This window comes from Bacteroides cellulosilyticus DSM 14838, assembly GCF_000158035.1.
GTDB lineage: Bacteria > Bacteroidota > Bacteroidia > Bacteroidales > Bacteroidaceae > Bacteroides > Bacteroides cellulosilyticus.
The window spans coordinates 603,467-614,304 of record NZ_EQ973492.1 but is presented as its reverse complement, the minus strand read 5'-3'; the positions used below and the strand labels follow the sequence as shown (position 1 = coordinate 614,304).

The following is a 10,838-nucleotide window of genomic DNA, read 5'->3' as shown; positions in this document are numbered from 1 at the left end:
ATAAAAAATTGCGCTTTGTCAAGCTGATACTCATAGTATTATTCAAAATTAAGAATAAAAGAATTAAGGATGAAAAGACTATTGTCAGTCTACGCAGGCAGAAACCACTCCACCACTTAACTCAATGAAACCACCCTCTATGTCAAGAGTCTGTTCTTCTCCTTCTGTCGGTACATACATCACCTTACCTTCACGAAGCGAAGACACAATGGGTGCATGTTGCGGAAGGATGGTAAACGTTCCTATTGTGCCAGGTAGCGTTACACTTTCCACTTCTCCATTATAAATTTCCTTTTCAGGAGACACTATGTTCAAATACAACTTCTTCATAGCCTCTTTCCTTCTTTTATTTTTTAATTATTTACCTGATCCAGCAATTTCTTACCTTTTTCTATCGCTTCTTCAATCGTACCGACATTCAAGAAAGCAGGTTCGGGTAGATAGTCCACCTCACCATCCAGAATCATCTTAAAGCCTTTGATAGTGTCTTCTATGGGCACCATCGTTCCCGGTACACCTGTAAATTGTTCGGCAACGGCAAAAGGCTGAGATAAGAAACGTTGCACGCGACGTGCACGATTCACCAATGTACGGTCGGCATCCGAAAGTTCTTCCATACCAAGGATAGAAATAATATCCTGTAATTCCTTGTTACGTTGCAGAATTTGTTTCACCCGTTGCGCCACTTCATAATGCTCTTCTCCCACAACATGCGGGTCGAGGATACGTGAAGTAGATTCCAGCGGATCAACGGCAGGATAAATACCTAACTCAGTAATTTTACGACTCAATACCGTCGTGGCATCCAGGTGTGTAAATGTAGTAGCAGGTGCCGGGTCAGTCAAGTCATCGGCAGGCACATATACAGCCTGTACAGAGGTGATAGATCCATTTCGGGTAGAAGTAATACGTTCCTGCATAGCACCCATTTCAGTAGCCAGCGTCGGTTGGTAACCTACAGCCGAAGGCATACGTCCCAACAAAGCGGATACTTCGGAACCTGCTTGTGTGAAACGGAAAATATTATCGATAAAGAACAGGATATCACGTGAGCCACCAGTTTCAGCACCTTGGTCACGGAAAGATTCTGCTACCGTCAGCCCGGACAATGCTACTGATTGACGCGCACCGGGAGGTTCGTTCATCTGGCCGAATATCAAGGATACCTGTGATTTTTCCACTTCACTGTAATCTACCTTAGATAAATCCCAGTTTCCTTCTTCCATACTTTTCTTGAACTCTTCACCATAACGGATAACACCGGATTCAATCATTTCACGCAGCAAGTCGTTACCTTCACGGGTACGCTCTCCTACTCCTGCAAACACAGAAAAACCATGTTGTTTCTTAGCAATGTTATTAATGAGTTCCTGAATAAGCACTGTTTTACCTACACCAGCACCACCGAACAAGCCGATCTTACCACCCTTACTGTAAGGTTCCAGCAAGTCGATAACCTTGATACCTGTATAGAGCACCTCTTGTACGGTAGTCAAATCTTCAAACTTAGGAGGATCACGGTGGATGGGATAAGCACCGGCACGGTCTAACTCTTTCATACCATCAATGGAATCACCCACTACATTCATCAACCGACCTTTAATCTGGTCGCCCACCGGCATGGTAATAGGACCACCTGTGGGATACACTTTCATACCTCTTTGTAAACCGTCCGTACTATCCATTGCTACAGTTCTCACTGTATTTTCACCAATGTGTTGCTGCACTTCTACGATTAATGTTTTTCCGTTTGATCTTTTTATCTCCAGTGCGTCGTGGATACTTGGAAGCATCAGTTCGGCATCCGTACCTTCAAAATAGACGTCTACTACCGGTCCGATGACCTGAGAGATATGTCCGATAATTTGTGACATAAGCAATCTTTTTATATAATTTCTCTTTTTCTAAACTCTACAAGTCGCGTTCTTGTCATTCCGCTGCTATGAGCTTAACACCTATTGAATAGTTTTTGTTCAAAGCTTCAAATCTTAATTTTTACGGAATAGTTACATAAGCAACCTTGCAAATGTAAACACAAAAACTTTCAAGTTGTACTCTATGAAAACGTTTTTTCTATAAATTATACCCTTTTGAACTATTATTACTACAATAAGAACAAAAAAGCGACATCCATTTAACGTTGCTTAAACATTCATCAACAGATACTAAGAAGGAATTCCACTATTTTTGTGTGAACAAAACGTCATTTGGTAAGTTATATTTTGAAGTATAAATTTAATGAAAGGAAAAAAGTATGAATCCACATCAAAATCCATTCGCAGGAAACACCCCACAGGATGTAACCGAAAGACAAGGTGAAAATGCCATTTTCATCGTTTACGGATTAAATCAATCTCCTGATGCTGTCGACAAAGTAAAAGATGTATGTACCAATTTCTCAGCGTTGATACGTAGTATGCGTAATCGCTTTCCCGATGCACAGTTCAGTAGCACGATAAGTTTCAGTGCTAATGTATGGGATCGTATTTTCCCTGGCAAGGGGAAACCCAAAGAATTGGAAACTTTCAAAGAAATAAGGGGAAGTAAATATACAGCTGTATCCACTCCCGGTGATATACTGTTTCATATCCGGGCACGGCAAATGGGGCTATGTTACGAATTTGCTTCTATCATCGATGAAAAACTAAAGGGGGCTGTCGAAGCTATTGATGAAACTCACGGTTTCAGGTATATGGATGGTAAAGCAATCATTGGCTTCGTAGATGGAACAGAATCTCCAGCCGTGGACGAGAATCCTTATCACTTTGCCGTAGTTGGTGAAGAAGATCCGGATTTTGCGGGTGGAAGTTATGTATTTGTACAGAAGTATATTCACGATATGAATGCTTGGAATGCGCTTCCGGTAGAAGAGCAGGAAAAGGTGATAGGACGAAGAAAGTTCAATGATGTGGAATTGTCGGATGAAGAAAAGCCTGCAAATGCACATAATGCTGTAACAAATATTGGAGATGATTTAAAAATAGTACGTGCCAATATGCCATTTGCCAATACTTCAAAAGGAGAATACGGTACTTATTTCATTGGATATGCAAGTACATTCAGTACTACGCGCCAGATGTTGGAAAGTATGTTCATCGGGAATCCTATAGGCAACACCGACCGCTTGCTTGATTTTAGTACTGCGGTTACCGGGACCCTGTTCTTTGCACCGTCTTACGATCTACTTGGAGAAAATTAGCAGTTCGCCCCATGCGGGGCAAACATAAAAAAAGGCTATCTATCCCAGACAGCCAATCTTTTGTTAACCTTAAATCTAATACTATGAAAAACACATTGCAAAGGTACGGCTTTTCTTGACTTCTCCAAATTTCAGAGCCTTTACAGGGCATTTTACAACAAGGTTTAATAATTCTATCGACCTTGTTAACAATTTAACAAAGAAAAGAGAGTATTACACTATATTTTTAAACAGGAATTAAGAAGATATCGGATTTCCAGAGAAGAATATCTATTCAACTATAGTGGGCCTCTGCATATAATATGCAGAAGTCCCGTTATGATAATAGTTCTCTTTTATGGAAGTACATTTAAAACCATTTTTTTCATATAAATGAATAGCCGGGGAATTAGAAACATTCACCTCCAAAGTAATTCTCTTTAAGCCTTGTTTTTGGGCAATAACAGCTATCTGATCTATTAGTAATTGCCCCACTTTTTTGCCACGAAAATCAGGATGAACAGCTATCGAATAGATACGTAGACTACAAGCACGTTGATTTATCAACACACTAAAATAGCCCCCCACCCTTTGCTGATATTCTGCTACACAAAAGTATCCTTTTGCTTGAGAAATAAGATAAACAAACTGACGTTTTGAAAAACTATCTTTATCAAAACAAATTTGTTCTATCTCCATAATTGACGGAATATCATCAATTTCAGCCAAACGAAGTATAAATCGCTGTTCCATACGAATTAGAAACGTTTTACATCCAACATACGCCAAAAGTTATTCAGCAACCGATAGTAGAGTTCGTCTCCCAGAATGGCATCTTCTAACCCATGGTCAATGCTGGGATTATCATTTATCTCAATAACAATAGCACGGTCATTTACCATTTTCAAATCTACTCCATACAGGCCTTTCCCAATAAAAGAAGCCGCACGCAGCGCTGTATCCAATACCTTACGCGGCACTTGATAAATAGGAATAGTCTCCACCAGCCCGCAGCGGCTCCGTCCGGAAGCATAATGGCAATAGATTTGCCAATGTCCCTTAGCCATATAATACTTACACGCATAGAGAGGCTCTCCATTCAAAATGCCGATACGCCAGTCAAAATCTGTTGGAGTGAATTCCTGAGCCAGCAGTATAGACGACTTATCAAACAATACTTTCAACGCTTCATCCAACTCGATCTCATTATTGACTTTCTTCATACCGATAGAGAAAGAACCATCTGGGATTTTCAGGATAAAAGGACTACCAAGTTGTTCCGTAATCTCCTCATAAGAGTTGACATTCGATTTGAATAGTAACATGGAAAGCGGTGCCGGAATCTTTTCCTTCTCAAACAATTCTTTCAGATAAACCTTATTGGTACAGCGGATAATAGATTGAGGATCATCTATAACAGCCAACCCATTTTGTGTGGCCAATTGTGAAAGCCGGAACGTGTAATGGTTTAACGAAGTAGTGGTACGAATAAATAAGGCATCAAACTCCATCAGTCGTGTGGCATCTTCTTCAGTTAGCAATTCGGCATGAATATCCATCTTCTTAGCCAGTTCAAGTAGCTTGTGAAGTGCCTTTTTATCGCTTGGCGGAAATTTCTCATCCGGATCATACAGTATAGCCAGGTTGTATCTTGCCGATTTCGAGGCCTGAGGATTGCGCCACACTTTTCTGTTAAACAAATCCAGAGCATTAGCGAAATAATCCTCTTCCTCATTATTCAATGAGCTCAAAGGTAAAAACTGAATATTTTCTATCTGATTCTTATGTCGCGTATTTAATGTAACCCGCAATAAAGGAGCCGGATAATTCTCAAAAATAAAACGGGCTATACGCTCCAATCCTTTCTCTTTGCAAGTGCCAAAATATACATTCAGAGACCAAAGATCATCGGTTATTTCATTTTTCTGAATCCATTGATAACAAAGCTTTTGAAGACTGCTATCCATACGGATACCTGCACCAGCTTCCACCTTATTAATTATATCTACTCCGGGAATAACTTTATGCCCCCTCGTCTGGGCTAATAACGAGCAATAATAGCCTTCGGAGTTATAGCTATAATCATTACTCAGGTTGATTACTAATTTACGATCCTTTCCCGGTGATTTATACTTCAGGTAGTCAGATACTGTTAAAATGCTGTTTGTTTTGGAATATGGTTTCCAATCATCCAAGCTGTCTACAAGGATCAATACATTGTTCATTTCGTCTTTTAAAAAAAGTGCCCGAAAGTAGTGAATTAAATAATACAAAATATCGCAGACTCAATAATTATTTTCAAGAGATGAAAACAACCCTGTTTTTGCTCAAAAATGCAATAAACAAAAGTCTCTCTGGGTTGTTTCTAATAGCAACTAAAAACAGACCTTGATTATGAAAAAGTTTAATTTCAGTTTATTGGCAGGCTTGTTGTTGCTGATATCTGCTTCCGTATGCGCAGAAAATACTCCGGAAAAAGTACAGGAAACTTTCAAAAAGATGTATCCTAAAGTGACGACCGTGGAATGGATGCATAAAAGTGATTACCACATTGCCGGATTTGTTTCAGATAGCCACGAAATGAATGCCTGGTTCGGAAACAATGCCCAATGGATAATGACGGAGACAAACGTCGAAAGTCTGGAAGATGTCCCTGCTCCCGTAGCTAAAGCATTTATGCAGACAGAGACCCCTCCTATACAAATCAGATATATAAAGATAATTACCTTCCCCAAAATGCCTGCTGTAGTAATCATCGATATAGAAGAGTATAACTCTGACAGAGAAATTCAGCTTTTCTATGCTCCTGACGGTAAACTACTACAGAGCCTCGATGTATCCGGTGGTGATGGAGAAATCTATCCCGAGTTATTCGGGTAATACAAAATTCTTACCAAATATAAGAACAATTGAGCAAAACAGAATGTTATCTATAAAAACAACTATAAATAGCAAGACTTATGAGTAGACGTTCACAGCTGGAGCATGAAGTATCATTAGCTCAAAAACGTATTAAGGAAGCTCCCCAAAATACGCCGGCAAACATCAGAAAAATTTGGGAACAAGAGTTGGTTGAACTTGAAGTAGAACTGAACAACCTGACTGACGACGAAGAAGATAATAACGATTAGCAACCTCTGACAATGAAATGGGATAATCAACTGATAAATCATTTGCAATGGTCGAATGCGATCATTAATCGTGAGGGCAAAGAAATCGTAGCACAGGAAATTGCTGCAATGGCGAAGGATGGTGATGTGATCGGAGCCGGCTCCGGTTCTACCGTTTATCTGACGCTATTCGCATTAGCGGAACGTATTCGCAAAGAATCTCTACACATAGAAGTCATCCCTGCCTCTGCAGAAATTTCTATGACCTGCATACAATTGGGTATACCACAAACGACCCTTTGGAATAAGCGTCCAGACTGGGTTTTTGATGGTGCTGATGAAGTAGATCCGGAGAAAAGTCTGATTAAGGGACGTGGTGGAGCCATGTTCAAAGAAAAACTTCTGATAAAAAGCAGTAGTAAGAGCTTCATTATCATTGATGATACAAAACTGGTAGATCATTTGGGAAGTCATTTTCCAATACCTGTAGAAGTGTTTCCAGGTGCATTAACTTTTGTAGAAAGCGAAATGCAACGGTTAGGAGCTTCTGACGTGAAATTGCGTCTTGCCGGTGGAAAAGACGGACCTGTTCTCACCGAAAACGGCAACTTTATTTTTGATACCCGCTTCAGTTATGTTGACCCTTCTTTGGAACAAAACCTGAAAGCAATTACCGGGGTAATTGAAAGCGGGCTTTTTATCGGATATGATGTTGAAATAGTAGTTGCGAAATAAAAAAGCAGCTGCCACTCAATCTGTGACAACTGCTTTTCTTTTATCTAATAAGTAAGCCTTAATACACTTCAACCTTTTCTGCAATTCGCTTAGCCTTATCTCTCAATGCATCCAGATCTGACTTTAACGGTGCATAGCATAACACCACGCCCATACGCCGATTGACGCGCGTCGTCGGCTTACCGAAAATGCGGAGATAAGTGTCTTCTTCTTTCGTCACCTCTTCAATACCGCGATAATCAGGACGTTCCTGGCTGGCAATAGTTGAAAGAATCACAGCACTGGCACCAATACGCTCTTGCTTGATGTTTGGAATAGGCAAGCCTAGTACAGCACGTAAATGAAGTTCAAATTCATTCAAATTTTGTGTTCCTGCCAATGTCACCATACCCGTATCATGCGGACGCGGAGAAAGTTCCGAGAAATAAACTCCATTTTCATGACTCAAGAAAAATTCAACTCCCCACAGACCGGCACCGGTCAGAGCCCGTGTCACTTTCTCAGCCATTTCCTGCGCTTCCTTCAAATGAGCCGGATCAATGTGCGCCGGCTGAAAACTTTCACGATAATCTCCCCCTTTCTGCACATGTCCGATGGGCGGACAAAACAAGGTAGGCCCATTCTTTTGCGTCACCGTAAGCAATGTTATCTCACTATCAAACTTGATAAATTCTTCAATAATCAATTCTTTTATATCACCACGGCTACCATTGCAACCATATTCCCAGGCATGTTCCAATTCATCCGCACTCTTCACAAGAGACTGCCCTTTGCCCGAAGAAGACATCAGCGGCTTCACTACGCAAGGAAAACCGATCTTTTCAGAAGCAGCTTTCAACTCATCCAGAGTTTTTGCATAAAAATATTTAGCAGTTTTCAGTCCCAACTCCTGTGCGGCCAAATCACGAATAGCCTTGCGGTTCATAGTAAAGTTTACAGCACGGGCACTGGGTACCACCTGAATACCTTCCTTCTCAAAATCGTAAAGGCGTTCTGTACGGATGGCCTCGATTTCCGGAACAATGATATCCGGCTGGTGTTTGCGTACTACACGTTCCAATGCATCGCCGTCAAGCATGCTAAATACCTCATATTCATCAGCCACCTGCATGGCAGGTGCTCCGGCATATGAATCACAGGCAATAATATATTGACCTTTTCGTTGGGCAGAAATAACAAACTCTTTGCCCAGTTCACCGGAACCTAACAATAAAATCTTCTTCATTTTTGCTATGTGTTTATATTAAGAAGTACAAATGTACATAAAAAAATAAGTAGCTACCGCTTTAAATAATTTAAAAAACGAATGGATAGCTCATTTTTATCTGTATCTTTGTAGCATAAACAATAGGGTTTATTCTGAAATCTTCTTTGTGCATGTTTGCTTTTGCGGTATTCCGCAAATTATTCCATCCCAAAATGACCTCATAATCAGCTCCTTTGTTCATCACAAGATTAAATTGTTGTATGGATCCTGAACGGATTAGGTGCAGCCATTAGTCAGAAAAACTAAGTGCAGTATATAAACTGCATAATATATAATAATTAAAGAATGGCAGTAAAAAGAGTAACATCAAGTAAAAGAGACAGAGAAAAAGCGAAACAGAGTAAGCGAGAAGAAAAACAAAAGAGAAAAGAAGAACGCTTGAGCAGCGGTAGCCGTAGCTTCGAAGAGATGCTGGCTTATGTGGACGAAAACGGAATTCTTCACTCCACACCAGAAGGTGTAAAGCCTAAAGAAGAAATAGATGCTTCTGAAATAGAAATATCAATTCCGAAAAAAGGCGAAGCAGAAGAAGTTCTGCCATTAAACGGACGTATTGAACATTTTAATGTGTCCAGAGGTTATGGTTTTATTAAAGATTTAGGAAGTGGTGAGAAATATTTTTTCCACGTTACTTCCGCTCCCGAAGGGATAACCGAAGGGGATAACGTAACATTTGAAATTGAACGTGGTACGCGAGGTATGAACGCCGTGCGGATCTCAATCATTAATAAATAACAATTTTAACTTACAAAAAGAAATGAACATTTATGTTGCGAACCTAAGCTGGAACACAAACAGTGACAGCTTACAGGAATTATTTTCACAGTATGGCGAAGTAACTTCAGCCTACATTATTAACGACAGAGAGACGGGACGTTCACGCGGTTTCGGCTTCGTAGAAATGCCGAATGATGAAGAAGGTCAGAAAGCTATTGACGCTCTTAACGAAACAGAATTCGAAGGCAAGAACATCGCTATTAGCGTAGCTCGCCCCAGAACAGAAAGACCTGCAGGTGGTAACCGTGGTGGTGGCTATGGCGGCGGTGGCAACCGTGGTGGTGGCTATGGCGGCGGCAATCGTGGCGGTGGTTACGGCGGCGGCAATCGTGGCGGTGGCTATGGCGGCGGAGATCGCGGTGGAAGATATTAATCTTACAACTTAACAAAGAAATGAAAACTGTTCGGGATGATTTCCGAACAGTTTTTTTTATGTCCCTGTTTCACTTATTATATATCAATAATATCTATATTTGCATATATGATAACGAGCAAACATATTCTACTGACACTTTCACTGCTACTGTGCAATGTTTGTATCTACGCTGCTGCGGTCAACTACTCCGTACGCGGAAAAGTTATTGATAAACAATCACGCCAACCGGTGGCTTATGCCAACGTTGTGGTTGCAGGTATTCCCGGTAAAGGAGCATCGACAGATTCTCTAGGCATATTTCGTATAGAACAGATACCCCCTGGCATTTATCGCTTCGAAGCAACACTGATAGGTTATAAAAGCGCAGTGACCTCCGAGTATTTGGTTTCCGCCTCTACGCCTTTCATCGAGATAGAGATAGAGGAAGATGAAAATATGCTATCAACAATAGTGGTCACCCCCTCTCCTTTCCGGAAAACGGTGGAAAGTCCGGTAAGTATGAGGATTATCGGCTTGCAGGAGATAGAAAGAAGTCCGGGAGGAAACCGCGATATCTCACGTATCGTGCGAGCCTATCCGGGTGTCTCTTTCTCTCCCATCGGTTATAGAAACGACTTGATTGTACGAGGTGGATCACCTTCCGAGAATCGCTTCTATATGGATGGAATAGAAATACCTAATATCAACCACTTTGCCACACAGGGAGCATCGGGTGGTCCGGTCAGTATAGTCAATGCAGATTTGATACGGGAAATCAGTTTCTATACCGGAGCATTTCCGGCCAATCGCTCCGGAGCCATGAGTTCAGTATTAGATTTTCGTCTGCGCGATGGTAACCCGGACAAACAGACATTTAAGGCAACCCTGGGAGCATCCGAAGTTTCTTTCAGTGGTAACGGACATTTGAGCGATAAGACAACCTATCTGTTTTCTATGCGTCAATCTTATCTGCAACTACTGTTCAAGGCTTTAGGACTTCCTTTTCTGCCAAACTTCATTGACGGTCAATTCAAATTGAAGACCAAACTATCAGCACATGATGAACTGATCCTACTTGGCTTAGTCGGCATTGATAAGATGAAACTGAATACAGACGAGAAAGGAGAAGACGCGGAATACATATTAAGTTATCTGCCTACCATTCACCAGGAGACATTCACAGTGGGAGCTTCATACCGCCATTATGCAGGGAAACACGTACAATCGGTCACCTTAAGCCATAACTACCTGAACAATCGTAATATAAAATATCTGAATAATGATGAATCTTCCGAAGACAATCTGACACTCCGGCTTCGTTCAGTAGAGCAAAAGACCACCCTGCGCTTTGAAAACCAAACGAGATTAGGGCAATGGACATTGAAGGAAGGTACAGAAATGAATTATTCCAACTAT

At 41.0% G+C, this 10,838-nt stretch carries 12 protein-coding genes; 7 read left to right on the top strand and 5 right to left on the bottom strand.

Going from position 1 to position 10,838, the window contains the following annotated elements; translation table 11 throughout:
* Positions 1-84: 84 nt before the first annotated feature.
* Positions 85-330 carry an ATP synthase F1 subunit epsilon gene (atpC, locus tag BACCELL_RS20590; RefSeq protein WP_007213983.1) on the bottom strand — a complete coding sequence of 82 codons (246 nt, stop codon included), beginning with the start codon at positions 328-330 and terminating at the stop codon, positions 85-87.
* Positions 331-353: 23 nt separating this feature from the next.
* Positions 354-1,874 (bottom strand): F0F1 ATP synthase subunit beta, encoded by a 1,521-nt coding sequence (atpD, locus tag BACCELL_RS20585; RefSeq protein ID WP_007213982.1) that lies wholly within the window; start codon positions 1,872-1,874, stop codon positions 354-356.
* 380 nt (positions 1,875-2,254) lie between these two features.
* On the opposite strand from atpD, the gene BACCELL_RS20580 reads away from it, so the two are divergent.
* Positions 2,255-3,199, top strand: a complete 945-nt coding sequence (locus BACCELL_RS20580; RefSeq protein ID WP_007213981.1) for a Dyp-type peroxidase — start codon at positions 2,255-2,257, stop codon at positions 3,197-3,199.
* 270 nt (positions 3,200-3,469) lie between these two features.
* Here BACCELL_RS20580 and rimI read toward each other — a convergent pair whose 3' ends face one another.
* Together rimI and BACCELL_RS20570 are read right to left on the bottom strand one after the other, a co-directional pair.
* The gene (rimI, locus tag BACCELL_RS20575) at positions 3,470-3,931 is read right to left on the bottom strand and encodes a ribosomal protein S18-alanine N-acetyltransferase (protein WP_007213980.1); all 462 of its coding nucleotides are present in this window, start codon (positions 3,929-3,931) and stop codon (positions 3,470-3,472) included.
* A gap of 5 nt (positions 3,932-3,936) precedes the next feature.
* Entirely contained in the window at positions 3,937-5,403 is a 1,467-nt protein-coding gene (locus tag BACCELL_RS20570) for a RimK family alpha-L-glutamate ligase (RefSeq protein ID WP_007213979.1), read from the bottom strand.
* 169 nt (positions 5,404-5,572) lie between these two features.
* On the opposite strand from BACCELL_RS20570, the gene BACCELL_RS20565 reads away from it, so the two are divergent.
* From BACCELL_RS20565 to rpiA, 3 genes are all read left to right on the top strand, one after another.
* The gene (locus tag BACCELL_RS20565; RefSeq protein WP_007213978.1) at positions 5,573-6,058 is read left to right on the top strand and encodes a PepSY-like domain-containing protein; all 486 of its coding nucleotides are present in this window, start codon (positions 5,573-5,575) and stop codon (positions 6,056-6,058) included.
* A gap of 80 nt (positions 6,059-6,138) precedes the next feature.
* The gene (locus BACCELL_RS26995; protein WP_007213977.1) at positions 6,139-6,309 is read left to right on the top strand and encodes a hypothetical protein; all 171 of its coding nucleotides are present in this window, start codon (positions 6,139-6,141) and stop codon (positions 6,307-6,309) included.
* 12 nt (positions 6,310-6,321) lie between these two features.
* Positions 6,322-7,023, top strand: coding sequence for a ribose 5-phosphate isomerase A (gene rpiA, locus BACCELL_RS20560; RefSeq protein ID WP_007213976.1), 702 nt, complete (start codon positions 6,322-6,324; stop codon positions 7,021-7,023).
* A gap of 58 nt (positions 7,024-7,081) precedes the next feature.
* Here the strand turns inward: rpiA and purT are convergent, their stop codons facing one another.
* The gene (purT, locus tag BACCELL_RS20555) at positions 7,082-8,248 is read right to left on the bottom strand and encodes a formate-dependent phosphoribosylglycinamide formyltransferase (RefSeq protein ID WP_007213975.1); all 1,167 of its coding nucleotides are present in this window, start codon (positions 8,246-8,248) and stop codon (positions 7,082-7,084) included.
* A 327-nt stretch (positions 8,249-8,575) separates the two neighbouring features.
* On the opposite strand from purT, the gene BACCELL_RS20550 reads away from it, so the two are divergent.
* The 3 genes from BACCELL_RS20550 to BACCELL_RS20540 form a co-directional block, all read left to right on the top strand.
* Positions 8,576-9,025 carry a cold-shock protein gene (locus BACCELL_RS20550; RefSeq protein ID WP_007213973.1) on the top strand — a complete coding sequence of 150 codons (450 nt, stop codon included), beginning with the start codon at positions 8,576-8,578 and terminating at the stop codon, positions 9,023-9,025.
* Positions 9,026-9,047: 22 nt separating this feature from the next.
* Positions 9,048-9,440 (top strand): RNA-binding protein RbpF, encoded by a 393-nt coding sequence (rbpF, locus tag BACCELL_RS20545; RefSeq protein WP_007213972.1) that lies wholly within the window; start codon positions 9,048-9,050, stop codon positions 9,438-9,440.
* Between the two features lie 108 nt (positions 9,441-9,548).
* Positions 9,549-10,838: TonB-dependent receptor (locus tag BACCELL_RS20540; RefSeq protein ID WP_007213971.1), on the top strand; the 1,290-nt coding region annotated here is incomplete at its 3' end.